Genomic DNA, 24,160 nt, shown 5'->3' with positions numbered 1-24,160 from the left:
AAGGCGATGCGGGTCTCGAAGCGTCTTTGGCCCGCCTCGCCGGTGCAAAAATCGCCCAATTGCATGACAATGCGGTGATTTGCTGAGAATGAGACCGTTTTCACCGGGCCTTGAACCCGGCAGGAGGCCAAATGAGCACCGAGACCGTCACCCTTTCCGAAGCCGCCGCAAAGCGAATCGCAGCCATCGTTGCCGCCGAAGCCGACAAGCAGGCGCTGCGCGTCTCCGTCGAAGGCGGCGGCTGTTCCGGCTTTTCCTACAAGTTCGACCTCGACGGCCAGCCGGCCGGCGACGACATCGTCATTGAGCGCGATGGCGCCACCGTGCTCATCGACCCGATGTCGCTCATCTACATGGCCGGTTCCGAGATCGACTTCGTCGACAACCTGCTCGGCCAGTCTTTCCAGATCAAGAACCCCAATGCGGTGGCGAGCTGCGGCTGCGGCACCAGCTTCTCCGTGTGAGTGATGATGAAAATAGCCACCTGGAACATCAATGGCGTGAAGGCACGCATCGAAAACCTGTGCCAGTGGCTGAAGGATTCACAACCCGACATCGCCTGCCTGCAGGAAATCAAATCGGTCGATGAAGGCTTTCCTCGGGCCGAGATCGAGGCGCTCGGCTATCACGTCGAGACCCATGGCCAGAAGGGCTTCAACGGCGTCGCACTGCTTTCCAAGGTGAAGCCCGACGAGGTCAACCGCGGCCTGCCCGGCGATGACACCGATGAACAGGCCCGCTTCATCGAAGGCGTCTTCTCCGTCGACGGCGGCGTGGTGCGCGTCTGTTCGCTTTATCTGCCGAACGGCAACCCCTCCGACGACCCGATCAAATACCCCTACAAGCTCGCCTGGATGGCGCGGCTCGAGGCCTTTGCACGGGACCGCATGGCGCTGGAGGAGCCGCTGATCCTCGCCGGCGACTACAATGTCATCCCCGAGCCGCACGACGCCAAGGACCCGAGTCAGTGGGTAACCGACGCGCTCTTCCTGCCTCAGACACGCGCCGCCTTCCGGCGCCTCGAAAACCTCGGCTTCGTCGATGCTGTCAGGGCGTCCACAGACGAGGCGCCACTCTTTTCCTTCTGGGATTATCAGGCCGGCGCCTGGCAGAAGAACAACGGCATCCGCATCGACCATCTGATGCTCTCGCCGGAAGCGTCCGACCGGCTGCGGTCCGCCGAAATCGAGAAACATGTGCGCGCCTGGGAAAAGCCATCCGACCACGTGCCGGTCGTGGGTCACTTCGCCTTCTGACGCGGAACGACATCGCGGAAACATTAATGGGCGCCGAGGCGCCCATTTTCATTTCGATCCAACACTCAAATGCCGCGTCAGTCGCCCTGCTGGTATACCTGGGGCGCAAGCGCCACCGCAACGCGGCGGTCGTCTTCTGTGGCGAGCGAGAAGGCCCGCTCCTGCAGGTCCTGCATCCAGGGACAATCCTTCGGGTTGCAGCGATCGAGCGCCGCCGTCAGGAACGCAAGGCCGCGGACGGTCTGGCCTTCTTCAAAGAGCACATTGCCGAAGATCGACATCGCGCCCGCATGGCCACTCTTGCGCGCCATGTTCAGCCACTTCTTTGCCTGCTGGACGTTCACACCGCCGCCCTCGCCGGCCAGGATCATCCGCGCCAGCTGGAACTGCGCTTCCGGCACGCCGAAGGTGGATGCCACCTGGAAATAGATCTGGCGCGCCTGGGCAAGGTCTGCCTTGACGGGGCTGTCCGGAATGCCCTGGCGATAATACCGGGCAAGCGAGAGAAGCGCGTTGACGAAGAAGCCGGTATCCTCGGAGCCGGGCTCGACACCCTGGTTGGCGATCTCGGCATAAATCTTGAAGGCTTCGAAGTCGTTTTCGACGACGCCATCACCAGCAGCATACATGTTGGCGAGTGCCCAGCGCGAACCGGTATGCCCCTTCTCGGCAGCGTAGCGATAGGCTTCGACCGCCTCTTCCTTCTGGCCCTTCTTGTAGGCGTTGAAGCCGAACTTGAAGAGATCGAAGGGACCGGATTCCTTGCTGACGCCGGCATTCATGTCGAATGCACGCGCCGATGGGCTCGAAGACAGCAGAAGAGCTGCCGTCAGAAGCACCGCCGAAGACTTCCAGTCACCTAGACGCATGGGTCCGCACAATTTCCAAGTCATCATGGACATCAGATCCTCCGCCCCGCAATCGCGGCGAGTTCATCTGCGCCCTTTTTCAAGAATACACTCAACCAATGAATAGACGGTTCATGACCGGACTTGCGGTCGGAGCAGCCGTCATGGCTCCCTTTATGTTTCGTCTGCATGATCGAGAGACTAGTCTGGATTTCCGGCAAGACCGGGGCGATTTTTTGCCCGCATCCGATTTTGTCCACCAGACCCGCCGACCGCTCCCCAAAAGCGACCGAAGTCATTGCAATTTGCACCCTATTTACGCCCCAGAGGCTCATGTGAAACTCGTTACACCACCCGCCGGAAACGGCGCCTGCCGTCTCGCATTCCACCGGTGCTCCCCGTTTGTGGCGGGAAATGGACAAATTGGACGCCGGCGGGGTTGCCGAGGAAGGATAGGTCCGATGTTGCAGAATCGTCACATTCCGGAATGCTGAAAGACGGGTGAGAAGGGTGAAACGAAAGAAGCCCGGGCGAGCCGGGCTTCTGGAATTTGGCTGCGAAAACCTCAGAACGAGATGCGATAGTTGGCGCTCAGAGCGTAGGCCCAGTCACCATCCGCCGTCGCATTAAAGTCGGCGCCGTCAGCCGTCGACTGCTCGCCGGACGTCAGGTAGGAGGCAGCAGCACCGATGCGCAGAACGCCAGGGCCATGCTTGATCTGCGCGCCTGCACCGAGCGTCCAGGTGTCGGAGAAGATATCAGCACCGGTGCCGACGCCACGATCCCAGGTGAGGCTGAGAGCGCCCGAGATCTTCTCGTTGAACTGGTGACCGACACCACCCGTGACCGTCCAGCCGTCACGCCAGAAGAAGTTCTTCTGCTGATCGACGTCCGCGCCGAAAGCCAGGCCTTCAATCGTGTAGTTGAGCGTCTGGAGAACACTCCAATCGGTCCACTTGACCGAGGCGAAGGCGAGCCAACCAGGAGCAATACCGCTCTGAAGGCTGAACTCGAGTGATTGCGGCAGAGTACCGGTGCCGTTGGCGTCGAACTGCGTGCCAAGCGGAATGGAGAAACCAGGGATGTTCACCAAAGGCGCACCGGAAGTGAACGAGCCTTCGGCGCTGTGATCAACAGCAGAGCGATACATTACCTCTGCTCTCAGAGCGTATTCCTTGATCTCATAAGCTGCACCCAGGCGATAACCGAAGGCACTCGAGTCCTCGAGGTTCAGGGAACCGTAGTCTTTTACTTCTGTGTAATCGAAGGACTGAGAGAAGCCACCACCAAGGAAATAGAGCTGGCCAGGGCCAACGTTGAAGTTGACAGCGCAGGTACCGCCGAGTTCTGTCGTATCAAAACCAGACTCGATTACAGCATTTCCGCCCACACCCGGCACCAAAGGCAGCCGGCCAAAGCCCGGAGGAGCAAGCAGTGCAGCAGCGATATCGGCAGCCCTGTCCGCGTCCTGCGCATCATCCCCGTAGGAAGAGGCTGCTCCGAAAGGCTCGGTATAGGTGATCGCGCAAGAGAAGCTCTCGGATACACGGAATTTTGCGGCAAACGACGGGATTGCGTAGTTGTCGCTGTAGGCGTCGTCGGAAGACGAAGTTCCGTCGACGGTCGCAAACGCCCGATCCGGCATTACATAAACAACGCCACCGCGGCCAGCGATCGTCCCATCCTCATACAGGATGTCCGTATCGGCCTCACCACGGCTGAAACCGCCTGCCTGCGCGCCTCCCACGAATGCGCATGCTGCGATCAGCCCGAGGGCGGTTGTCTTCATCAAGTGGTTCGCCATGTCTCTCCCCAATTCAGGCAAAACTGTGATTTGGCATACTAGACATGTGCGACAGGATGGCAATCGGGTGATCTCTGTCACAGCTTTGTTCCATCACTGAAATTTTTACGTAACGATTTTAGCGCAGCTTCAGATATCCACTGTGATTGGATGAATATCCTAACTTCTGGCGACATAGAGCAACCTTGTTAGAATATTCTTATCGCAATTCAGCCATGCGTTGCGCGCATGCCACAGCCATGGCCATCCGGCGACATGGTTGATTTTTCACCACCTCAGGGTGTTGTCGGCGCCGCCTGCCTACGCATTGGCTAGTTATCGCCCGGAATCGTTACAATGCTCCCCTGAGCAGCGGCGTCGACCATGCTGCAGCGCAATAACAAAGGGCCAGATCTCGGATCCGGCCCTTAGAAAATCATTTCTCAAGCAATCAGCGCTTAACCGGCCTCCAGAACCCGTTTCAACGCCGTTTCGAGGCTCGCCTTCTGCACCTCGAGCTCCTGGTAACGCTCCCGCTCGGCAGCGACCACCTCAGGGTTCGCGTTGGCAACGAACTTCTCGTTGTTCAGCTTGCCGGCGATGCGGGCCATCTCCTGGTCCACCTTGGCGATCGCCTTTTCGATGCGTGCCTTTTCAGCCGAGAGATCGATCAGCGCGCCCAAGGGCAGGCAGGCAGTTGCCTCGCCGACGACGATCTGTGCCGCCCCCTTCGGCGCGACGTCGGCGACCGAAATCGCCTCGACGCGTGCCAGGCGCTTGATCGCGGCATCATGGCGGATCAGCCGCTCCTGGGTCACGCCATTGGCCCCGACAACAACCAGCGGGGCCGTTGCGCCGGGCGGCACGTTCATTTCCGAACGGGCCGAGCGAATGCCGGTGACGAGGTCGATCAGCCAGTTGATGTCGGCGGCAGAATTCTCGTCGGAGAATTCCGGGGCCGGCCAGTCCGCATGGCAGAGCAGGGTGTCGCGTGAAGCGCCCTCGCCCGCCGTATGTGCCCAGAGCTCTTCCGTCATGAAGGGCATGAAGGGATGGAGCAGCTTGTAAATCTGCTCCAGCACATAGGCCGCGCAGGCCTGCGCTTCCTTCTTCGCCGCCTCGTCCTCGCCCATGAAGACGGGCTTTAGGAGCTCCAGATACCAGTCGCAGAACTGGTTCCAGACAAAGCGATAGAGGCTGCCGGCGGCGTCATTGAAGCGATAGCCTTCGATCGCTTCTGTAACCTCGGCTTCCGTGCGGGCAAGTTCGGTCAGGATCCAGCGGTTGATCGCAAGCGACGTCGTCTCCGGCAGGAAGGCCGGATCCGCCTTCACACCGTTCATCTCGGCAAAACGTGTGGCGTTCCAGAGCTTGGTGCCGAAGTTGCGGTAGCCGGCGATGCGGGCCGGATCGAGCTTCACGTCGCGGCCCTGGGCGGCCATGATCGCCAACGTAAAGCGCAGCGCGTCTGCGCCGTATTCGTCGATCAGCTCCAGCGGGTCGATGACATTGCCCTTCGACTTCGACATCTTCTGGCCGTTCTTGTCGCGAACCAGCGCATGTACATAGACCGTGTGGAAGGGCTCGACCGGATTGCCGTCCTCGTCCTTCATGAAGTGCAGGCCCATCATCATCATGCGGGCGACCCAGAAGAAGATGATGTCGAAGCCGGTGACGAGAACGTCGGTCTGGTAATACTTCGCCAGCTCCGGCGTGTTGTCCGGCCAGCCGAGCGTCGAGAAGGGCCACAGCGCGGAGGAGAACCAGGTGTCGAGCACGTCCTCGTCGCGGGTCAGGATCTCGCCGGGTGCGAAATTCTCGAGCTTCTCCTGAACCCAGGCCTTCCACGGTCCCTCATGGGCGAGGTAATGCTGGACGGCAGCATCGAGTGCCTCTTCCTCGGTCTTTTCGACGAAGACCTGACCATCCGGACCATACCAGGCCGGGATCTGATGGCCCCACCAGAGCTGGCGCGAGATGCACCAGGGCTCGATGTTTTCCATCCATTCGAAGTAGGTCTTTTCCCAGTTCTTCGGGACGAAGTTGGTGCGGCCTTCGCGAACGGAAGCAATCGCGGGTTCGGCCAGTGTCTTCGCATCGGCAAACCACTGGTCGGTCAGCATCGGCTCGATGACAACGCCGGAGCGGTCGCCGAAGGGCTGCATGATCTTCTTGTTCTCGACGAAGGGCACATCATTGCCTTCCGCGTCCTTCACCGTGACGGCGAGGCCTTCGGCATTGATCGCATCGATGATGCGCTTGCGGGCCTCATAGCGGTCGAGACCACGATACTCGTCGGGAACGAGGTTGATGTCGTCGACCTCGGCTTCGTTCGGCAGATGGCCGGTCTTGGCAATCTCCAGAGCGCGCGCTGCATAAACGGCGTAATCCTCGCCGTCGTCACGCATCTTCGCCTGGGTGTCCATCAGGCGATAAAGCGGGATCTTGTTGCGGCGGGCGACCTGGTAGTCGTTGAAATCATGTGCGCCGGTGATCTTGACCGCGCCAGAGCCGAATTTCGGATCCGGATATTCGTCCGTGATGATCGGGATCAGGCGGCGATGCTCCTTCGGCCCGACCGGGATCTCGCAGAGCTTACCGACGATCGGCGCATAGCGCTCATCCGAGGGATGAACGGCAACCGCGCCGTCGCCGAGCATGGTCTCGGGGCGCGTGGTCGCGATCGAGATGTAGTTGCGCTCCTCCTGGAAGGTGACGTTGCCGTCCTCGTCCTTCTCGACATAGGTGTAGGTCTCGCCGCCTGCGAGCGGATACTTGAAGTGCCACATATGGCCTTCAACTTCCTTGTTCTCGACCTCGAGGTCGGAAATCGCGGTCTCGAACTTCGGGTCCCAGTTGACCAGCCGCTTGCCGCGATAGATCAGGCCTTCCTTGTAGAGCGTGACGAAGACTTCGAGCACGGCCTTGGACAAGCCCTCGTCCATGGTGAAGCGTTCGCGCGACCAGTCGCAGGAGGCGCCGAGGCGTTTCAGCTGGTTGAAGATCAGGCCGCCCGATTCTTCCTTCCACTCCCAAACCTTGTCGATGAAGGCCTCACGGCCCATGTCGCGGCGCGATAGGTTCTGGCCGTTTTCGGCAAGCTTGCGCTCGACGACCATCTGGGTGGCGATGCCGGCGTGGTCCATGCCCGGCTGCCACAGCACGTCCTTGCCGCGCATGCGCTCGAAGCGGACCATGATGTCCTGCAGCGTGTTGTTCAGCGCGTGGCCCATATGCAGCGAACCGGTCACGTTCGGCGGCGGGATCACGATGGTGAAGGTATCCTCACCCGGCTTCGCGTTGGCGCCGGCGCGGAAGGCATCCGCCTCCTCCCAGGCTTTCGCGATCTTCGGTTCGACGGCGGCTGAATCATAGGTCTTTTCGAGCATTTTCCGACCGGATTTTCGAGTTCTGGATGTTGGGTTGTAAATAGGACAGCCCAAGACGAGTCAATAAAAAAGGCCGCTCTTGCGAGCGGCCCATGATCCCCTCAGGGAGTTCGGTCAGCGTCGCGGGCCGCGGGCGACGCGTTCGATTTCCTCCCGCACGAGGCGCTCCACCAGCGTCGGCAGGTTGTCGTCGAGCCAGTCCTTGAGCATCGGACGCAGCATCTCTTCGGCCATCTCGTCGAGCGAACGGCGCTCGCTGCCGTCGAAGGCGGCGGCAAGTTCGGAGAAGGAGCGAGAGACCTGCTCCACCGTTGCGGCGGAAACCAGGGCCGTCAGGTCGCGACCACCCGTATTCTGTCCATCATTCATCTGGAAATCTTCCGTCTCCATCGGCTCATCGGCACTCATCTCGACGGTCGGGGCTTTCGGCTCGACGCGAACCTCGACGGAGGCGATGCGCGCTAGAGGCGCTTCGGGTTCTGCGAAGACGGGACGCGGTGTATCGACTGGAGGACGCAGCGATGGCGGCATCTGGGCTTCGGCGGGCTGCGCGGCGCGCAATTCCGGCTGGCGGAATTCCGCGAGGCGGGCGCTCATCGAGGGGGCTTCCGGGGCCCGGGTCTCGGACACGGGTTCGCGACGCTCGATCGGCGCGGCGTCCTGCGGCATCGGGGTCTGGACCGGACGCTCCATGCGCTCGGAGGCCGAGCGGACACGGGCGGCGAGGTCCGCAAGCGAGACGCTCTTCGGCATTTCCTCGGCCTCAGCCTGCGGCATCTCACGGCGCGGCGTGGCTTCCGCCTGCGGCATCTCACGCTGGAAGACGGGGAAAGACGGTGCGGCATCGTTGGCGGCAACGAAATCACCGCCGTCATAGCCTCTGTCGGCTTCACCGTCGTCGTCGGAAAGCTGAGACAGATCCTGCGGCTGGCTTGCGCCATTCACAGGATCGTTGCTTTCGATGATCCGGCGGATGGATGCCAGGATCTCTTCCATGGACGGTTCACGCGCTACGCTTGGCTGAGCCATACTAATCCCCGTTGTCCTCAGAACTATCGACCGGCTCAATGTGGCCGGGCCGATTCGCGCTCACCCTAGGATACGCGGTTGCCGAAAAAAATCACGCCTTCCTAAGGAATTGCCGTGATGCACAGCTTTGTTGTGCGGATACGAAAAGGCCCGCACGAAGCGGGCCTTCAACATTCCAATGGCGCTAGCGCTCAGAAAACGAATTCGGCCGCCTTGCGGAAGCCCGGCAGCGGCTTCACCGCTGCGTTGAAATACTCGGTATAGGAGGTGATGCCGCCGTTCTTGACATAAAGACGGGCGCGCGCCGAATTGCCGTAACCGACAACGGCAACAAGGCGACCACCTTCGCGCAGCTGCGACAGGATCGTATCCGGCAGCGCCTCGACGGCACCGTTGACGAAGATCACGTCGTAGGGTGCTTCGGCGGCATAACCGTCCTCGAGCTTTGCAGAGACCACCGCGACGTTGTCGTAACCCAGTTCCGAAAGGGTCTCGGTGGACTTCGTCACCAGCGCCTCGTCGCTTTCGGTCGCAACCACAGAACCGGCAAGCAGCGAAAGAAGGGCTGCCGAATATCCGGCGCCGCAGCCGATCTCCAGCACCAGATCATCCTTGGTGATCGCCGCAAGCTGCAGCAGCTTGGCAAGCGGCGATGGCTCCATGATGTAGCGGGGCGGATTGCCGTTCGCGGCCGGCGCGATCAGCATGTCCTCGTCGATATAGGCGAGCGGCTTCATTTCCGCCGAAACGAAAGCCTCGCGCGGCACCGACAGAAAGGCATTCAGAACGGAATGGGACGTGACGTCCGTCGTCCTGATCTGATTGTCCACCATCTTGGTGCGTGCTGCTGCGTAATCCATCATTGCGTTCGCGCCCCGTATCGACCGGCCATAGCGGCTATTCACACCCGTCTTTAATTGCAGCCAGATGCGCTTTCAAGCCGCTCGAAGCCTCGCACACGAGAATCTCGCGGCTGCGAAGTGACGCAGCCGCGCTGCAGGTCGCGTCAGTCTGCCAGCGTATAGGTGTCGTTCTCACAGAAATCGACCTCGTCCCGGACGTCATAGAAACTGTCATTCTCGAAGACGGCGCGGATTTTGTAGACGCAGGCATCGCTGCCGTCAGCGATCGTCAGCTGGCGCGACTTGCCGCCGTAAAGCCCCTTCTTCTTCAGAAGCTCGGACCGCGTGCCGCCATCGGCCGGCGTCGCATAAAACTGCACGATCATGTTGGGCGTCTGGTTCTCGAGCGTAAACGAGAGATTGTCGGCATAAGCGGAGGATGCGGCGAGACCGATCAGGCCAGCCATCAGAAGAGAGACTGCGTTGCGCATGGGCGTGCTCCTGTTGTGGGAGACCTGCTCATGCGAGAGCGCACCTTTCCGCGCAATCACCGGCATCGGCCAAGATCGGGCAGAACGACCAAAGCCGCGGGATCGGCGCAAAGATGGCCGATGGACACCGGTGGGCGCCAAGGCCTGAACGCCGGCAAATAGATAATGTCAGGATATGGGTAGGTTCGGATGGAGGCCTCGCCCGGAATTGAACCGGGGTACAAGGATTTGCAGTCCTCTGCGTCACCACTCCGCCACGAGGCCATCCGGGTATAAAAGTGCGTGTGGTGGGCGGCATTTAGAACGGATCGAGAGTGAGCGCAAGGGGAAATTCATCGAAATTCACGGCGCCGCTGTAGATGCCGAAACACCCCTCGCCGCAGCCCCTCGTCAGCCTGCATGCTGTCCACGTCGGCGGTCGAGGAGGCGCGTTGCAGCCATGGTGCTGGCGGCATCGGCAAGGCGGGTGGGATCGGTCATGCCGGCGGTATAAAGCCGGATGACGGCCTTGCCCACGGCTTCTCTATGGCCATCGTCGGGCCGGCCGATCCTGATCGGCTCTGCTGCCTGCATGGCAAGGTCGATGATGAGGAAGTCTTTCGGCGTCAGAATCAAGGAACTCTCCGCCTGGACCGGTTGGATCATTTTGTGTCGCCTTTCCGGGAACGTAACGCCCCCTGGTTCGTTTTTGATCGCGACTCAGTCTGTCCAGACTACGGGAGGGTTGGCGGAGGGTCATTTCACTATGACATGTGCCGGCCATTTGGCGGCCGCTGGCTCTTAATCCTGGCGCTCGTTGCGCTTTGCGGCCTGGCGGCGGCTCCACCAGACGGTCATGCGCCGGCGGCGCCGGCGAACGGCGGGCAGATCATGCGACAAGACGATGAGCCCGAGCGGGATCATCCAGAAGCCGAGGATCGGCAGGAAGCCGAGGATACCGCCGCCCACAAGGGCCGAGCCGGTCACGATTCGACCGGTTCGCGAGCGGGGTACGGGGATTTCCAGCCCGCCCAGCACGAGCCGCCCGCGCGCATGATCGAGGCGATAACGGCGGTCGGGCATCTTGAAAACTCCACGAAATTCAGGGGATTTCCCGCCCCTGTCAGCGCTTCTTCAGATGGTGAGCCCACACTTAAAAACAAGGTGATGACATTTTTTTTGAAAAACCGCTTGGCAAACGGAGCGAGCATCAGTATTACCCCGCTCACACCGCGGCAAGCGGCTGTTCCCTGGTAGCTCAGCGGTAGAGCATTCGACTGTTAATCGACAGGTCGCCGGTTCGAATCCGGCCCGGGGAGCCATCTCATTCCAAGGCCCGCGCTGAACACAGCCGCGGGCCTTTTGCTTTTTCAGCCATGTACATCCGTCACTGATAGATCGGGTAGCGACGTCGAAACCCCCTCTTCACCTTTGCCTGCTATCTCCTCCTGCAACGGACAGGCATGCAAGGAGGACGGCCGATGTGGCTCGAGCTTCACGATGGGGACGGATTTCCCTTCTACGTCAACATGGACAATGTGGTGGACTTCCGCTGGTATGAGCGCGAAGGCTATACCTGCCTGCTGACGACCGCTCCCGTCGCCGAGAAGCTGCACCGGCTCTATGTGCGCGAAAATGCGCAGCAGATCATGGGCATGATCCGGGCCGAGCAGACCCGCCGCGCCGCCCCCGGTCGCTCCGCCGCCTAAGGCGGACCCCGAGCAAGTTGCCCTTCACCGCGAAATCGTGAACACGACGTGATCCCTTCGCGGTTGTCCTTCGTAGGGCCCATAAAGCCAACGTAGAAGACAGTGCATGCCCCAGACCTCCGCCAAGACGCTCATCCTCTGGTTCCGCAAGGATCTCAGGCTTTCCGACCACGCGGCCCTTGCGACCGCGGCAGACGAAGGCTTTCGCATCCTGCCTCTTCATATCCGCGAACCGGAAGAGGCCGGCACGGGCCCACTGGGCGCGGCACAGGCCTGGTGGCTCAATCATTCGCTCGCGGCTTTCGGCAAGTCGCTGGAAGCCCTCGGATCGCGTCTTATCCTGCGCAGTGGTCCCGCCGAGCGGGTCTTGAGCGAGCTGATCGCCGAGACCAGGGCCTCGGCCATCTTCTGGAACCGGCGCTATGATCCGCCGGGCATTGCGATCGACAAGGCGCTGAAGGCGAAACTGATCGCCGATGGGATAGAGGTCCGGACATTCGCCGGCCAGATCCTGCACGAGCCAACCAAGCTGAAGACAGGCGCCGGCGGACATTTCCGCGTCTATACGCCCTTCTGGAAGGCGCTTGATGGCTCCGGCGAACCGCCCGAGCCGATCCCGGCACCGACATCGGTTGCGACACCTCAGAATTGGCCGCAAAGCGAGGCGCTTGGGGACTGGCACCTTCTACCGACCCGGCCGAACTGGGCGAAGGGATTTGAGCCCGTGTGGACGCCGGGGGAAGCGGGCGCAAAGAAGCGTCTCTCCGACTTCGTAAAAACCGGCCTCAACGGCTATCGAAACCGGCGCGACTTTCCGGCCGAGCCGCATGTCTCGATGCTTTCGCCCCATCTTGCCCATGGCGAAATCTCTCCCGCCTTAGTCTGGAACGCCACCCGCGGCCTGGACGACAGCTACTCCTCCGAAGACGTCATTCACTTCCGCAAGGAACTGGTCTGGCGCGACTTCTCCTATCATCTCCTCTTCCATTTCCCGGATCTTTCCGTCGCCAACTGGAACGGCAAGTTCGACGGTTTTCCCTGGCATGACGCCCCGGATCTTCTGGAAAAATGGCAGCGCGGCCAGACCGGCTATCCGATCGTCGATGCCGGCATGCGCCAGCTTTGGCAGACGGGCTTCATGCACAACCGCGTGCGCATGATCGTCGCTTCCTTCCTGATCAAGGACCTGTTGATCGACTGGCGCGAAGGCGAGCGCTGGTTCCGCGATACGCTCGTCGATGCCGACCCGGCTTCGAATGCCGCCAGCTGGCAATGGGTCGCCGGCTCCGGCGCCGACGCCGCCCCCTTCTTCCGCATCTTCAACCCGATCACCCAGGGCGAGAAGTTCGATCCGGAAGGCGCTTACGTCCGCCGCTTCGTGCCCGAACTCAAGGACATGCCAGCCAAATTCATCCACAAGCCCTTCGAAGCCCCCTTCGCGGTTCTGAAGGACGCCGGCGTTAGCCTGGGCAAGACCTACCCGCTACCGATCGTCGATCATGGCAAGGCGCGGGATGCGGCGCTCTCGGCGTTTCAGGGGTTGAAGGCGGAGTGAGTGGCGCGGGTCAGCATTCGTTGCGTCCCGATGATTCTCCTATACATAAGCTAATAAAGAGATTCAAAACTGCCCGTCGGCCGTTGACCTAGCTATTAGCAGAAATAGAATCCACCGAGCATTGCCTCCTGTGATTGAACATCGATTACTGGCGAAGGGGATTAGGTGTGTTCAGTAGGAAAACAGTCTTTGTGGTAGGTGCGGGCGGGAGCAAAGAGCTTGGGCTGCCCATCGGCGACGAATTGAAGGGCAAGATTGCGACCAAGTTAAACATTGGCTTTCAAGGCAGATATGACCTTAGTTCTGGAGACGTGAACATCTATCACGCCGTGAAACGATACATGCAGGGGATTAACGAGCATGACGGAAATCCGTATTGGACGGCAGGGCGTTCCATAGCCGCAGCAATGCCTCAAGCGCTTTCAATCGACAACTATCTTCACACTCATTATTCGGATGAGCGCATTGTACGGATGGGCAAGCTAGGGATCGCCGCAAGCATTCTTGAAGCGGAGCGAAAATCCATACTTTTCACAAATGAACACTCGTCGACTAAGCATGATTTCAAAAGATCTTCGGACTGTTGGCACAATATATTTTGCAAGATGTTGACAGAAGGAATACGCCGAGAATCCCTCGATCGTGTCTTTGATAATGTGGCCTTCATTACCTTCAACTACGATCGCTGCATTGAGCACTACATATCGATCTGGCTGCAAAACTATTTCCGCATCGCCGACACTGACGCGCAGAGGTTGGTGAGAAGTATGACCATCATTCACCCGTATGGTCAGATAGGTCAGCTACCTTGGCAAGGCAAAAAGATGATCTCGGTGCCATATGGAGCCGACCCGGGAGCATCCCCACTGATTGAGATTGCAGAAAACATTCGAACTTTTACCGAGCAGGTTGAGGACGACACAGTACCGGACGCGATGAAGGAATTAATCGCGGAAGCCGAGCAGGTCGTTTATCTCGGTTTTTCGTTTGGAGCGATGAACATGCAGTTGATGAAGATTGATCATTGCAATCGGTCTAAAAATGCTTACGGCACCTCAATGGGCCTATCAGCTCCTAACTTGCAAGTGATCCTGCGGCGCCTTGAAGAAGACATGCATACCGCCGACGGATATTTCCTGAACAACCACCACTTTGAATCGTGCAAAAGCGGCGAGCTCTTGGCAAACTATTTTCGTGTACTCACGGACTGATGCTTTGGCCACTCCGCGCCATTCCAGACGGCAATGATTTGAGCCCCCGAACGCATTTTCCCTCCCCTCGGCCCACCGCGAAAAGCCATTCCTTGCCAATTGCCGGCTCCCGGCGGAAAAGACCGGTTCGATCCCGCGCTGACCGTTCGCCCTTCATATTCTTGTCCAGAAGGACAAAATTGCGAGGTGCCCCGGTTTTTTTCCCCGCGCTTTTGGTTCTAGTGTCCGCGTCAGGCGAAAAGGCAGACATCATGGCATTTCATCCCTCGGTTCTCGAAGCGATCGGCAATACGCCCCTCATCCGGCTGAAAGGCGCCTCCCAGGCGACCGGCTGCACCATTCTCGGCAAAGCCGAGTTCCTCAATCCCGGCCAGTCGGTGAAGGATCGTGCAGCCCTCTTCATCATCCGTGATGCCGAGCGGCGCGGGCTGCTTCGCCCCGGTGGCGTGATCGTCGAGGGCACGGCCGGCAATACCGGCATCGGGCTGACGCTGGTGGCCAAGGCGCTTGGCTATCGCACCGTGATCGTGATCCCGGAGACCCAGAGCCAGGAAAAGAAGGACGCGCTGAAGCTGCTCGGCGCCGAGCTCGTCGAAGTGCCGGCCGTGCCCTACAAGAACCCGAACAACTACGTGAAGATCTCCGGCCGTCTCGCCGCCCAGCTTGCGAAGAGCGAGCCGAATGGAGCGATCTGGGCCAACCAGTTCGACAACACCGTCAACCGTGACGCCCATATCGAGACGACGGCGAAGGAAATCTTCGATGAGACCGGCGGTGCGGTCGATGGCTTCATCTGCGCCGTCGGCTCGGGCGGCACGCTGGCTGGCACCGGAATCGGTCTGCGAAACCGCAAGCCGGGCGTCAAGATCGGCATTGCAGATCCGGAAGGCGCGGCCCTCTACGAATACTATAAAAGCGGCGAGCTCAAATCCTCGGGATCCTCGATCACCGAGGGCATCGGCCAGGGCCGCATCACGGCGAACCTCGAGGGCTTCAAGCCCGACTTCGCCTATCAGATCCCCGATTCCGAAGCGCTCGACATCGTCTTCGACCTCGTCGAAAACGAGGGCCTCTGCCTCGGCGGCTCCTCCGGGATCAACATTGCCGGCGCGATCCGTCTTGCGAAGGAGCTCGGTCCGGGCCATACGATCGTGACGATCCTCTGCGACTATGGCAACCGCTACCAGTCGAAGCTCTTCAACCCGGACTTCCTGCGCTCGAAGAACCTGCCGGTTCCGACCTGGCTCGAAAAGCGCAGCGAATTCGACCTGCCGTTCGAGACGGCCTGACATTACTGAAAGCCCCCCCATGACCACCATCGCCCTCTATCGCGACGATTTCTATCTCTCGACGGCGGAGGCGGTGGTGACGGCGGTGCATGAGGATGGCGCGGTCGAACTCGACCAGACCTGCTTCTATGCCGCCTCCGGCGGCCAGCCGGGCGATACCGGCTTCTTCGAGCGAGAGGACGGCAGCCGGATTGCGCTCGCCGAGACCCGCCACGGCGCAACCAAGGATATGATCCTGCACCGGCCGGCGGAGGGTGAGCACCTGCCCCTGGTCGGTGAAAAGCTCGTGCTGCATGTCGACTGGGCGCGCCGCTACAAGCTGATGCGCATGCACACCGCCTGCCACCTGCTCTCTGTCGTCTGCTCCTATCCGATCACCGGGGCTGCCGTCGGCGAAGACGAAAGCCGCGTCGATTTCGATATGTCGGAGACGATCGACAAGGATCAGGTCACTGCGGACCTGATGAAGCTCGTGACCGAAAATCACCCCATCACGCTCCAGTGGATTACGGACGAGGAGCTTGCGGCCAATCCCGGCATCGTGAAGTCGAAGAATGTCCGCCCGCCGATCGGCCTCGGCCGCGTTAGCCTTGTCTGCATCGGTGAGAACTCCGCCGTTGACAGCCAGCCCTGCGGGGGCACACATGTTTCGGAGACCCAGGAGGTCGGTGCGATTCATATCGCCAAGATCGAAAAGAAGGGCAAGGAGAACCGCCGGTTCCGGATTCGTTTTGGAGCCCCGGACGCTTCTGCCTGAAGAACGTTACGGGAGAAGTGCATGTCCGGTGAAAGAAGCCGTTTCGTCGTTTCGGCGGATTGGGTCGAAAAGAACCTCGGGGCGCCCGGATTCAAACTTGTCGATGCCTCCTGGTACCTGCCTGCACACAACCGCAACGGCGCCGTCGAATACGCCTCCGGCCACATTCCGGGTGCGGTCTTCTTCGATCAGGACGTGATTGCCGACACCACGACCGGCCTGCCGCATTCGCTCCCCTCGCCGTCCTTCTTCGCCCAGGCCGTCGGCCAGCTCGGCATCTCCGCCGATGACACCATCGTCGTCTATGACGGCCCGGGCTTTTTCTCCGCACCGCGCGTCTGGTGGATGTTCCGTGTCATGGGTGCACGCCGCGTCTATGTGCTCGACGGCGGGATCGATGGCTGGAAGGCGGAGGGCCGCAGGCTCGAGACGGATCTGCCGGAACCGGCGCCCGTCACCTTCGAGGCGCAGTTCGACCGGGCGAAGATCACCTCCTTCGACCAGATGTCTGCGATTGCCGACAATGCCGACAAGCAGATCGCCGATGCCCGGCCCGCCGGTCGCTTCACCGGCGAGGAACCGGAACCGCGTGCCGGCATGCGCTCCGGCCATATGCCGGGTGCGCGCAGTGTGCCTGCGGCCTCGCTGTCGGAGAACGGTCGCCTGAAGGATCTCGCCACGCTGCGCTCGATCTTCACCGATGCCGGCATCGATCTCAACAATCCCGTTGTCACCAGCTGTGGCTCGGGCGTGACGGCGGCCGTGGTGACGCTGGCGCTCGAGAGTCTGGGGCATACCGACAATTCGCTCTATGACGGCTCCTGGTCGGAATGGGGCTCGAAGACGGACACGCCCATCGTGACCGGCCAGGCGGAAGCGCTCGGCTCCAAGACCTCGGGTCCGCTGACGGCCCATGTCACGCGGCTAGAAATGACGGCGCCGCCGAAGTCCAGCCTGCCGGTGCCGGTCAATATCCAGACCGCGATCATGCGCACGCATGAGATCCCGCTCTCCTTCTACCGCTTCCTGCATCGCCAGGTCGGTGCGCGCTGGCACTGGTATGAGCGCCTGCGCATGCCCGACGAGCAGCTGAAGGCGATCATCCATGCCGACAAGGTGTCGATCTCGGTTCTCTATGTGAATGGCGCGCCGGCCGGCTTCTATGAGCTCTCGCAGGAAAGCGACGACCTCGTCGAGCTCTCCTATTTCGGCCTCTTCGAGCATGCGCTGGGCCTCGGCATCGGCAAGTGGTTCCTGCTGCAATGTCTCTATGCCGCCTGGGCAAGCAATCCGAAGACGGTGACCGTCACCACCAATTCGCTCGATCATCCGCGCGCGCTGCAGCTCTACCAGCAGTTCGGCTTCTCGCCGGTTGGAACCTACAACGCTCTGGTCGATCCCATGACCGACCAGGAGCTTCTGGCGCTCGTCAAGCGCGACGGCTGAGGCTCAGTCCTTCTTCTTGAGCTTCACAGCGGACACACCCGTCTGATCGGCGGATGCGCCCTCGTCGGCCGTATCCTCGTCGGCGACCTCGTCATTGGCTGTGTCCTCTTCGCCCGCGGTCTGGTTCTCGAACCAGTTGGAAATCAGACCGGCGTGGAAGGCTGCCATCTCGTAGCAATAGGTGATCTCGCGGTTTCCGGCATGCCAGAAGGCGTTTTCCGTGCCGCAGGACTTACCGGTGATCTTGATCCCGTCCTTCAGATTATAGCCTTCGCCGAAGACGGTCGCGATCGTCTCCAGGACGCTGGCGCTCTTCAGAAGGTCGGCGAAACCCTGCAGATCCTCGTTGCCGGACGGTTCGTAGGTCACCTCGAACTTCGTCTTGGCGCCGTCCTTCATGTTGGCCGCCAGTAGGCTCATCCAGCTGTCGCGTGCCCTCTTGTATTCGAAGACGCATTCCTGGCGCCGCGCCTCGGGGAAGTCGAGCGAGTCGGCGAACTCCTTGAAGAACTCGGCATTGGCCCCGGTCATCATGCAGACGATCGCAAAGGCGCGCTGGCGGTCGAGGCCATGCGTGCCCATGAAGTCCTCATCCTGCGGGCCTTCCTCCTTCGCCTCATCCAGCAGGAACCAGCCATCGGCGCTGTCCTGCATGGTCGTGTAGAGCTCCTCGTCCTCCGCCCCGAGCAGAAGCACGGAGGAGAGCGCATCCACCGCATCCTCCTCACGCCCCAGAACCGGCAGGTTGAATTCCGAAACCAGCATGTGGCCGGCCTCGTGGAAGAGGATGAAGATCGCATTGTTGACGACGAATTTCTGCCCCTCCTCGATCTGCTCTTCGGTCAGCTCGGCCGCAGCTGCGGGCATGGAAGGTTGAAACAGACATGCGGAAAGCGCCAGCAAAGCCGCGGCAGCCGACCTGGTAGACATCATGGGAGCCCCTCACCCGATATTGGATCGCCGCATTATCTACAGCAGAGGTTAAGCGAGAGAAAAACGCCTTTTCTGACGTCGAATGCTTACGCAGGAATCGGGTGGCGACGGCGGCTCCGATGACAGAGGCTCGGACATCTCAACCGTCACCACGAGGCGCTCATGACATCCGCCCTGCGCTTTCTCGCCATGCCATCGGAAGAGGCCGCCGCCTATCGTCTGGGCGCGCCCGACGCCTATGGTCTTTCTCCCGAGCGGCGCCTGTCTCCCGGCGGCTATCCCTGCCGCCACTGCCTCGGCGAGATCGCCGAAGGCGAGGCCTATCTGACGCTGGCCTACCGCCCCTTCCCCGCGCTCCAGCCCTATGCCGAGACAGGACCGATCTTTCTGCATGCCGATTCTTGCCCGCGCTACGCGGCAAGCGAGGTCCTGCCGCCGATGCTGGAAAGCCCCGACTATATCGTGCGCGGCTATGGCGCCGACGACCGCATCGTCTATGGCAGCGGCGGCGTCGTGCCGACTTCGGCCATTGTCACGCGGGCATTGGACCTGCTCGCCGATCCGCACATCGCCTATCTGCATGTCCGCTCGGCGCGCAACAACTGCTATCAATGCCGAATCGAGCGGACCGAGACCGCGTCGAGCGATAGCCGGAGACACGCATGACGCCCGCCCGCCCCTCCATGACCGCCACCGAATGGGGTCTGCTCCTCATCCTCTCCGTGATCTGGGGCGGGTCTTTCTTCTTCACCGGCGTTGCCGTCAAGGAATTGCCACCGCTCACGATCGTTGCGGCCCGTGTCGGTCTGGCAGCGCTTGCCCTGCATGCCGTGGTGCGGCTTTCGGGACACCCTATGCCGACATCCTCGAGGATCTGGCTCGGCTTTCTCGGCATGGGGCTCTTGAACAACATCCTGCCCTTCAGCCTCATCGTCTGGGCGCAGACCCATATCGAGAGCGGCCTCGCCTCGATCCTCAATGCCACGACGCCGCTCTTCGGCGTTGTCGTGGCGCATCTTTTGACACGCGACGAGAAGATGACGGGCAATCGGCTTGCCGGCGTGCTGGTGGGCTTTGCCGGCGTTGCCGTCATGATCGGACCCTCCTCGCTGTCGCGCCTCGGCCAGGATGTGCTTGCCCAGGTCGCAATCCTCGGCGCTGCCCTCTCCTACGCTTTCGCCGGTGTCTATGGCAGAAGGTTCCGCCTCTGGGGGCTGAGCCCTATTGTGACTGCCTGCGGCCAGCTCACGGCATCGAGCGCGGTCATGCTGATCTTCGCCATGGCCGTCGATCGCCCGTGGACGCTTGCGGCGCCCGGTGCGGCCACCATTGCCGCGGTGATCGCCATCGCGCTCATCTCCACAGCGCTTGCCTATGTCATTTTCTTCCGGATCCTGGCGAGCGCCGGTGCCACCAATATCATGCTGGTGACCTTCCTGATCCCCGTCAGCGCCATCATGCTCGGTGCCGTCTTTCTCGGTGAACGCCTCGCCCCGGAGGACTTTGCCGGCATGGCGATCATCCTTCTCGGGCTCGCCCTGATCGACGGTCGAGTATGGCTTCGTGTGCGACGCCTCGCGACCCATGCGCTTGCGCGCGGCGAGCGGGGCTGACGCGACGACATCCGGCGCCGGGAGGAACCTCGGTCACCGGCACTGCGTTCCGTTCGCTTGTCTAGAGAGAACGGAGCCCTCGATGCAGCCCAACCCGCCGATCCGCTATCATGCCAACCTTGAGAAACCGACCGCCGACGAACAGGAGGCGATCGAGGACATCAAGGAGAGCATGCTTTACATCATCGGCAAGACGCATGAGGACCTGGGGCACGCCCAGCGCAGCGTGCATGCCAAGAGCCACGCTCTGCTCGAAGCCACGGTGACCGTGCATGACGCCCTGCCCGCAGAGCTCGCCCAGGGCATCTTCCAGACGCCTGGCCGTTCGTATCCGGCAATCATCCGCATCTCCACTATTCCGGGTGATCCCTTGCGCGACAGCGTCTCCCTGCCCCGCGGCTTTGCAATCAAGCTCTTCGGCGTCGATGGCGACCGTCTGCCGGGCAGCGAAGGCGATGTGACGCAGGACTTCCTGTTTGCCTCGGCACCGGCCTTTGCCGCACCGGATGCAGCAGGCTTTGCCAAGAACCTCAAGCTGATTGCCCGCACCACCGACCGGGTCGAATGGGCAAAGAGTGCGCTCAGCTGGATCCTGCGCCCGATCGTCAAGGGGCTTGAAGCGATGGGTGCGGATGCCGGCGCACTGAAGGCGATGGGCGGCTATCCTGAAACCCACCCGCTCGGCGAGCACTATTACACCCAGGTGCCTTTGCGCTTCGGGGATTACGTCGCCAAGCTCGATGTCATCCCGCGGTCCGAGAGCTTCAAGCGCCTCATCGACGACCGGATCGACCTGTCGGAAGGTCCCGACGTCCTGCGCGAGGCCGTTGCCGAAGTCATGGCCCGGGAGGGCGGCGAATGGACCCTGCGTGCGCAGCTCTGTCGCAACCTCGAAACACAGCCGATCGAGGACGCCTCCGTCGTCTGGCCCGAGGAAGAGAGCCCCTATCTGGAGATTGCGACGATCAGCGTTGGCCCACAGACCGGCTGGTCGGAAGGCCGTTCCAGGGCCGTCGATGACGGGCTGACCTTCCGCCCCTGGCGCGGGGTCGAGCACCACCGGCCGCTCGGCAATGTCATGCGCGCCCGCAAGGAAGTTTATCCCGTCGCCGCCGCCAAACGCAGCGCGCTTATCGGCTGTCCGATGCACGAGCCGAAAAGCCGCCCCGACCTGCCATGATCACAGGCCAAAAAAAACTGGGCCGGCCGATGGGATGGCCGGCCCAGATGGCCGCGTTACACGATACGATGCGGACCTGACGCAACGTGAGGCGACCGGAGAGTGTCGCCTTACGCCACGTTGAGTACGGCTTCCGGGGCGTGTGCCGGATATCCGAGCGCTTCCGCAACCGGCTTGTTGGTGATCCGGCCCTTGTGGACGTTCAGACCATTGCGCAGGTGACGGTCTTCGGCGATCGCGCGCAGACCCCGGTCGGCGAGCGCCAGACCATGAACCAGCGTTGCATTGTTGAGCGCATGGGCCGAGGTGATCGGAACGGCACCCGGCATATTGGCGACGCAGTAGTGCACGACGCCGTCCACCACATAGGTCGGATCGGAATGGGTCGTGGCATGCGAGGTCTCGAAGCAACCGCCCTGGTCGATCGCGACGTCGACGACGACAGCGCCCTTCTTCATGCCGGACAGCATTTCGCGGGTGACGAGCTTCGGCGCAGCCGCGCCGGGAATGAGGACGGCGCCGATAACGAGATCGGCCGAGAAGACTTCCTGTTCCAGCGCATCGATCGTCGAATAGACCGTGTGAACGCGGCCGTGGAAGATATCGTCGAGCTGGCGCAGACGCGGCAGCGAGCGGTCGAGAATGGTCACGTCAGCGCCGAGGCCGACGGCCATCTTGGCGGCGTGGAGACCAACGACGCCGCCACCGATCACGGTGACCTTGGCCGGGAGCACGCCGGGAACGCCGCCGAGCAGGATGCCGCGGCCGCCATGGGCCTTCTGCAGCGCCGTCGCACCGGCCTGGATGGCGAGACGGCCGGCCACTTCCGACATCGGCGCCAGGAGCGGCAGGCCGCCGCGTTCGTCGGTGACGGTCTCATAGGCAACGGCGGTGACGCCGGACTCGATCAGACCCTTGGTCTGGTCCGGATCGGGCGCGAGGTGGAGATAGGTATAAAGGATCTGGCCTTCGCGCAGCTGCACCCACTCGGAGGGCTGTGGCTCCTTGACCTTGACGATCATGTCGGACTTTTCGAATACGTCCTTGGCCGAGGCAGCGATCTTCGCGCCAGCGGCGATATAGGCGTGGTCATCGGCGCCGATGCCGGCACCCGCACCCGTTTCGATCAGGACATCATGGCCATGGGCCACATACTCACGCACCGCACCGGGGGTCAGGCCGACACGATATTCATGGTTCTTGATTTCCTTCGGGCAACCGACACGCATCAAGCGTTCCTCTCTTTTATTCGCAGCCGCAGCCGCTTTGTTTCAGATACGGAAATTGAACCATTGGCGCTGCAAAATGTCCTTGCAAACTGAGGGTTCGAGCGGCACAGATTTCGCAGCTTATTGCGTCATCGCCTCATCAGACGGAGAATTCTTCGAATGGCGGAACTGGATGCCATCGATCGTGCCATTCTGAAGGCGCTTCAGGAGAATGGCCGCATGACCAATGCGGAGCTTGCCGAGAAGGTCGGGCTCTCGCCGTCCGCCTGCTCGCGGCGGCACGACATGCTGGAAAAATCGGGCGTCATCAGCGGCTATCACGCGCGGCTTTCTCACAAGGCGATCGACTACAAGATGATGGTCATCGTCCATATCTCGCTGAGCGGCCAGTTTGCGAAAACGCTGACCGAGTTCGAAGCCGCGGTGAAGCGCTGTCCCAATGTCCTCGTCTGCTACCTGATGTCCGGCGAGTACGACTACATCCTCAGGGTCGCCGCCAAGGACCTCGAAGACTACGAGCGCATCCACCGCGACTGGCTCTCGGCACTTCCCCATGTCGTGAAGATCAATTCGAGCTTTGCGCTGCGCGAAGTCATCGAGCGCCCCAATGTGGGTCTTTGATCGGGATTCGTAAAAATCCTAATGATTTGTTTTAGACCGTTCTTACAGATCCTCCTTAAGCTCGTCCCATTGTTTTCATCAGGACGACATCATGAGCAATAATCTCGGAATGGATGTTCGAAAGGCTCCGCGCAGCCGCTGCCGCATCGACAGCAAGGTGCGCTATTTCAAGCAGGAGGCGGACGGACGCGTGATCAATATTTCCCGCAGCGGTCTGGCACTCGAGCTCGCCTCGAAACTGCAGGCGGCCGCCGGGAGCCCCGTCGTTATTGAGAATGACGATATCGGCCTGCTCGAAGGCGTGGTCCGCTGGAACTATGGCGGGCGCATCGGCATCATGTTCAAGCCGAACAGCAACTCGATTGCGAAGGTCGCCGCCTATTTCCGCAACTTCCATCAGGAAGTCCGCCCGGTCCTGCGTGGCTGAGGCGCCCGAGGCCGGCAGTTAACGGTAAACACCCCGGATATCGGGCAAAACACCTAAAATCTCCTGAGGAGATGGCTCGCATTCTAATGACCTTGGCCAGATGCCGTTAAGGCGTGTGGCCGAGGTTTTCTGCGTTTCTTTCAATCCATTTGACGGAGCGCAATTTTATGCTTGCTGCCAAACTCAATCCGGACGGTCGCCGGAGCCAACGCATCCGCTGTCACATCCGCGGAACGCTCGAATTCATCGGCCAGAAGCTCAACATCCGTATTCTCGACATTTCCAGAACCGGCATGGCTCTTCAACTCGAAGGCTGGATCGAAGCCAAACGCGGGGCGACCGTCACCGTCAGCTGTGCCGAACTCGGCCATATCGAATGCACCGTCCGCTGGTACAGGGCGGGCAAGATGGGCCTCGAATTCGAGCAGACCACCAATGCGGTGGCGCAGATCACCGCCTATTTCCGCAACTTCCATCGCGATCCGCGCAACCTGGTGCCGAGCTAGATAGAGCCACGGCAACGTCTCACCCCTGTCATTTTACAGGTGCAAGCATTCCAAAAGCGACTTAACC

General features: G+C 61.1%; 25 protein-coding genes and 2 tRNA genes. 15 read left to right on the top strand and 12 right to left on the bottom strand.

Going from position 1 to position 24,160, the window contains the following annotated elements; genetic code table 11:
- Positions 1-131: 131 nt before the first annotated feature.
- Positions 132-464, top strand: coding sequence for an iron-sulfur cluster insertion protein ErpA (erpA, locus tag M1E12_RS06665; protein WP_113461731.1), 333 nt, complete (start codon positions 132-134; stop codon positions 462-464).
- Positions 465-470: 6 nt separating this feature from the next.
- A complete protein-coding gene (gene xth, locus M1E12_RS06660) occupies positions 471-1,256 on the top strand; it encodes an exodeoxyribonuclease III (protein WP_479564840.1) in 786 nt (261 codons plus the stop codon).
- A 77-nt stretch (positions 1,257-1,333) separates the two neighbouring features.
- On the opposite strand, the gene exoR is transcribed toward xth, so the two are convergent.
- The 10 genes from exoR to M1E12_RS06610 all read right to left on the bottom strand — a co-directional run bounded on the left by exoR (position 1,334) and on the right by M1E12_RS06610 (position 10,700).
- Positions 1,334-2,125 carry an exopolysaccharide production regulator ExoR gene (exoR, locus tag M1E12_RS06655; protein ID WP_113461732.1) on the bottom strand — a complete coding sequence of 264 codons (792 nt, stop codon included), beginning with the start codon at positions 2,123-2,125 and terminating at the stop codon, positions 1,334-1,336.
- Positions 2,126-2,157: 32 nt separating this feature from the next.
- Positions 2,158-2,439, bottom strand: coding sequence for a hypothetical protein (locus M1E12_RS06650; protein ID WP_479564134.1), 282 nt, complete (start codon positions 2,437-2,439; stop codon positions 2,158-2,160).
- A gap of 230 nt (positions 2,440-2,669) precedes the next feature.
- Positions 2,670-3,908: an OmpP1/FadL family transporter gene (locus M1E12_RS06645; RefSeq protein ID WP_479564133.1), complete on the bottom strand. Its 1,239-nt coding sequence runs from the start codon at positions 3,906-3,908 to the stop codon at positions 2,670-2,672.
- 437 nt (positions 3,909-4,345) lie between these two features.
- Entirely contained in the window at positions 4,346-7,276 is a 2,931-nt protein-coding gene (locus tag M1E12_RS06640; protein ID WP_479564132.1) for a valine--tRNA ligase, read from the bottom strand.
- 114 nt (positions 7,277-7,390) lie between these two features.
- Entirely contained in the window at positions 7,391-8,305 is a 915-nt protein-coding gene (locus tag M1E12_RS06635) for a PopZ family protein (RefSeq protein WP_479564131.1), read from the bottom strand.
- Positions 8,306-8,496: 191 nt separating this feature from the next.
- Entirely contained in the window at positions 8,497-9,168 is a 672-nt protein-coding gene (locus M1E12_RS06630) for a protein-L-isoaspartate O-methyltransferase family protein (protein ID WP_479564130.1), read from the bottom strand.
- Positions 9,169-9,311: 143 nt separating this feature from the next.
- Positions 9,312-9,638 (bottom strand): hypothetical protein, encoded by a 327-nt coding sequence (locus tag M1E12_RS06625; protein WP_310238548.1) that lies wholly within the window; start codon positions 9,636-9,638, stop codon positions 9,312-9,314.
- A gap of 190 nt (positions 9,639-9,828) precedes the next feature.
- Positions 9,829-9,902, bottom strand: a tRNA-Cys gene (locus tag M1E12_RS06620).
- A 126-nt stretch (positions 9,903-10,028) separates the two neighbouring features.
- Positions 10,029-10,253, bottom strand: a complete 225-nt coding sequence (locus tag M1E12_RS06615) for a hypothetical protein (protein ID WP_479564129.1) — start codon at positions 10,251-10,253, stop codon at positions 10,029-10,031.
- A gap of 165 nt (positions 10,254-10,418) precedes the next feature.
- The gene (locus M1E12_RS06610) at positions 10,419-10,700 is read right to left on the bottom strand and encodes a hypothetical protein (RefSeq protein WP_136540441.1); all 282 of its coding nucleotides are present in this window, start codon (positions 10,698-10,700) and stop codon (positions 10,419-10,421) included.
- 164 nt (positions 10,701-10,864) lie between these two features.
- Here M1E12_RS06610 and M1E12_RS06605 point away from each other — a divergent pair.
- The 7 genes from M1E12_RS06605 to sseA all read left to right on the top strand — a co-directional run bounded on the left by M1E12_RS06605 (position 10,865) and on the right by sseA (position 17,584).
- Positions 10,865-10,939, top strand: a tRNA-Asn gene (locus M1E12_RS06605).
- A gap of 159 nt (positions 10,940-11,098) precedes the next feature.
- A complete protein-coding gene (locus M1E12_RS06600; protein ID WP_136540439.1) occupies positions 11,099-11,326 on the top strand; it encodes a hypothetical protein in 228 nt (75 codons plus the stop codon).
- Positions 11,327-11,432: 106 nt separating this feature from the next.
- Positions 11,433-12,881 (top strand): cryptochrome/photolyase family protein, encoded by a 1,449-nt coding sequence (locus M1E12_RS06595; RefSeq protein WP_479564128.1) that lies wholly within the window; start codon positions 11,433-11,435, stop codon positions 12,879-12,881.
- A 134-nt stretch (positions 12,882-13,015) separates the two neighbouring features.
- The gene (locus M1E12_RS06590; RefSeq protein WP_479564127.1) at positions 13,016-14,092 is read left to right on the top strand and encodes a hypothetical protein; all 1,077 of its coding nucleotides are present in this window, start codon (positions 13,016-13,018) and stop codon (positions 14,090-14,092) included.
- 251 nt (positions 14,093-14,343) lie between these two features.
- A complete protein-coding gene (locus M1E12_RS06585; protein WP_310238529.1) occupies positions 14,344-15,381 on the top strand; it encodes a cysteine synthase A in 1,038 nt (345 codons plus the stop codon).
- A gap of 19 nt (positions 15,382-15,400) precedes the next feature.
- On the top strand, positions 15,401-16,138 hold the full coding sequence (locus M1E12_RS06580) for an alanyl-tRNA editing protein (RefSeq protein WP_479564126.1): 738 nt from the start codon (positions 15,401-15,403) through the stop codon (positions 16,136-16,138).
- A gap of 21 nt (positions 16,139-16,159) precedes the next feature.
- On the top strand, positions 16,160-17,584 hold the full coding sequence (sseA, locus tag M1E12_RS06575) for a 3-mercaptopyruvate sulfurtransferase (protein ID WP_479564125.1): 1,425 nt from the start codon (positions 16,160-16,162) through the stop codon (positions 17,582-17,584).
- Positions 17,585-17,587: 3 nt separating this feature from the next.
- Here the strand turns inward: sseA and M1E12_RS06570 are convergent, their stop codons facing one another.
- Positions 17,588-18,517 (bottom strand): DUF4344 domain-containing metallopeptidase, encoded by a 930-nt coding sequence (locus M1E12_RS06570; protein ID WP_479564124.1) that lies wholly within the window; start codon positions 18,515-18,517, stop codon positions 17,588-17,590.
- A gap of 162 nt (positions 18,518-18,679) precedes the next feature.
- Here M1E12_RS06570 and M1E12_RS06565 point away from each other — a divergent pair, with 162 nt between their 5' ends.
- From M1E12_RS06565 to M1E12_RS06555, 3 genes are all read left to right on the top strand, one after another.
- Positions 18,680-19,183, top strand: a complete 504-nt coding sequence (locus M1E12_RS06565) for a DUF1203 domain-containing protein (protein WP_479564123.1) — start codon at positions 18,680-18,682, stop codon at positions 19,181-19,183.
- Positions 19,180-20,130 carry a DMT family transporter gene (locus M1E12_RS06560; RefSeq protein ID WP_479564122.1) on the top strand — a complete coding sequence of 317 codons (951 nt, stop codon included), beginning with the start codon at positions 19,180-19,182 and terminating at the stop codon, positions 20,128-20,130. The genes M1E12_RS06565 and M1E12_RS06560 overlap by 4 nt, the downstream gene beginning before the upstream one ends.
- A gap of 82 nt (positions 20,131-20,212) precedes the next feature.
- Positions 20,213-21,310 carry a catalase family protein gene (locus M1E12_RS06555; protein ID WP_479564121.1) on the top strand — a complete coding sequence of 366 codons (1,098 nt, stop codon included), beginning with the start codon at positions 20,213-20,215 and terminating at the stop codon, positions 21,308-21,310.
- A 110-nt stretch (positions 21,311-21,420) separates the two neighbouring features.
- On the opposite strand, the gene ald is transcribed toward M1E12_RS06555, so the two are convergent.
- The gene (ald, locus tag M1E12_RS06550; protein ID WP_136542858.1) at positions 21,421-22,539 is read right to left on the bottom strand and encodes an alanine dehydrogenase; all 1,119 of its coding nucleotides are present in this window, start codon (positions 22,537-22,539) and stop codon (positions 21,421-21,423) included.
- Positions 22,540-22,698: 159 nt separating this feature from the next.
- On the opposite strand from ald, the gene M1E12_RS06545 reads away from it, so the two are divergent.
- The 3 genes from M1E12_RS06545 (at position 22,699) to M1E12_RS06535 (ending at position 24,093) form a co-directional block, all read left to right on the top strand.
- On the top strand, positions 22,699-23,160 hold the full coding sequence (locus M1E12_RS06545; RefSeq protein WP_113461753.1) for an Lrp/AsnC family transcriptional regulator: 462 nt from the start codon (positions 22,699-22,701) through the stop codon (positions 23,158-23,160).
- Positions 23,161-23,251: 91 nt separating this feature from the next.
- Complete coding sequence (locus M1E12_RS06540) at positions 23,252-23,587, top strand: PilZ domain-containing protein (protein ID WP_136542859.1); 336 nt, start codon at positions 23,252-23,254, stop codon at positions 23,585-23,587.
- 167 nt (positions 23,588-23,754) lie between these two features.
- Complete coding sequence (locus M1E12_RS06535; RefSeq protein WP_479564120.1) at positions 23,755-24,093, top strand: PilZ domain-containing protein; 339 nt, start codon at positions 23,755-23,757, stop codon at positions 24,091-24,093.
- Positions 24,094-24,160 lie beyond the last annotated feature (67 nt).

The organism is Rhizobium sp. K33 (assembly GCF_056501445.1).
The sequence above is the reverse complement of the archived record's forward strand: the minus strand, read 5'-3'. Positions and strand labels throughout refer to the sequence as shown.

Bases quoted from the DNA above. Each gene is read 5' to 3' on its own strand.
- M1E12_RS06650 (WP_479564134.1), bottom strand. From the start codon at position 2,439: ATGAGCCTCTGGGGCGTAAATAGGGTGCAAATTGCAATGACTTCGGTC.
- M1E12_RS06555 (WP_479564121.1), top strand. From the start codon at position 20,213: ATGCAGCCCAACCCGCCGATCCGCTATCATGCCAACCTTGAGAAACCG.
- M1E12_RS06585 (WP_310238529.1), top strand. From the start codon at position 14,344: ATGGCATTTCATCCCTCGGTTCTCGAAGCGATCGGCAATACGCCCCTC.
- M1E12_RS06640 (WP_479564132.1), bottom strand. From the start codon at position 7,276: ATGCTCGAAAAGACCTATGATTCAGCCGCCGTCGAACCGAAGATCGCG.
- M1E12_RS06645 (WP_479564133.1), bottom strand. From the start codon at position 3,908: ATGGCGAACCACTTGATGAAGACAACCGCCCTCGGGCTGATCGCAGCA.
- M1E12_RS06560 (WP_479564122.1), top strand. From the start codon at position 19,180: ATGACGCCCGCCCGCCCCTCCATGACCGCCACCGAATGGGGTCTGCTC.
- M1E12_RS06540 (WP_136542859.1), top strand. From the start codon at position 23,252: ATGAGCAATAATCTCGGAATGGATGTTCGAAAGGCTCCGCGCAGCCGC.
- M1E12_RS06535 (WP_479564120.1), top strand. From the start codon at position 23,755: ATGCTTGCTGCCAAACTCAATCCGGACGGTCGCCGGAGCCAACGCATC.
- M1E12_RS06595 (WP_479564128.1), top strand. From the start codon at position 11,433: ATGCCCCAGACCTCCGCCAAGACGCTCATCCTCTGGTTCCGCAAGGAT.
- M1E12_RS06545 (WP_113461753.1), top strand. From the start codon at position 22,699: ATGGCGGAACTGGATGCCATCGATCGTGCCATTCTGAAGGCGCTTCAG.
- M1E12_RS06610 (WP_136540441.1), bottom strand. From the start codon at position 10,700: ATGCCCGACCGCCGTTATCGCCTCGATCATGCGCGCGGGCGGCTCGTG.
- M1E12_RS06600 (WP_136540439.1), top strand. From the start codon at position 11,099: ATGTGGCTCGAGCTTCACGATGGGGACGGATTTCCCTTCTACGTCAAC.
- M1E12_RS06565 (WP_479564123.1), top strand. From the start codon at position 18,680: ATGACATCCGCCCTGCGCTTTCTCGCCATGCCATCGGAAGAGGCCGCC.
- M1E12_RS06580 (WP_479564126.1), top strand. From the start codon at position 15,401: ATGACCACCATCGCCCTCTATCGCGACGATTTCTATCTCTCGACGGCG.
- exoR (WP_113461732.1), bottom strand. From the start codon at position 2,125: ATGCGTCTAGGTGACTGGAAGTCTTCGGCGGTGCTTCTGACGGCAGCT.
- sseA (WP_479564125.1), top strand. From the start codon at position 16,160: ATGTCCGGTGAAAGAAGCCGTTTCGTCGTTTCGGCGGATTGGGTCGAA.
- M1E12_RS06570 (WP_479564124.1), bottom strand. From the start codon at position 18,517: ATGATGTCTACCAGGTCGGCTGCCGCGGCTTTGCTGGCGCTTTCCGCA.
- M1E12_RS06630 (WP_479564130.1), bottom strand. From the start codon at position 9,168: ATGATGGATTACGCAGCAGCACGCACCAAGATGGTGGACAATCAGATC.
- xth (WP_479564840.1), top strand. From the start codon at position 471: ATGAAAATAGCCACCTGGAACATCAATGGCGTGAAGGCACGCATCGAA.
- M1E12_RS06635 (WP_479564131.1), bottom strand. From the start codon at position 8,305: ATGGCTCAGCCAAGCGTAGCGCGTGAACCGTCCATGGAAGAGATCCTG.
- M1E12_RS06625 (WP_310238548.1), bottom strand. From the start codon at position 9,638: ATGCGCAACGCAGTCTCTCTTCTGATGGCTGGCCTGATCGGTCTCGCC.
- erpA (WP_113461731.1), top strand. From the start codon at position 132: ATGAGCACCGAGACCGTCACCCTTTCCGAAGCCGCCGCAAAGCGAATC.
- ald (WP_136542858.1), bottom strand. From the start codon at position 22,539: ATGCGTGTCGGTTGCCCGAAGGAAATCAAGAACCATGAATATCGTGTC.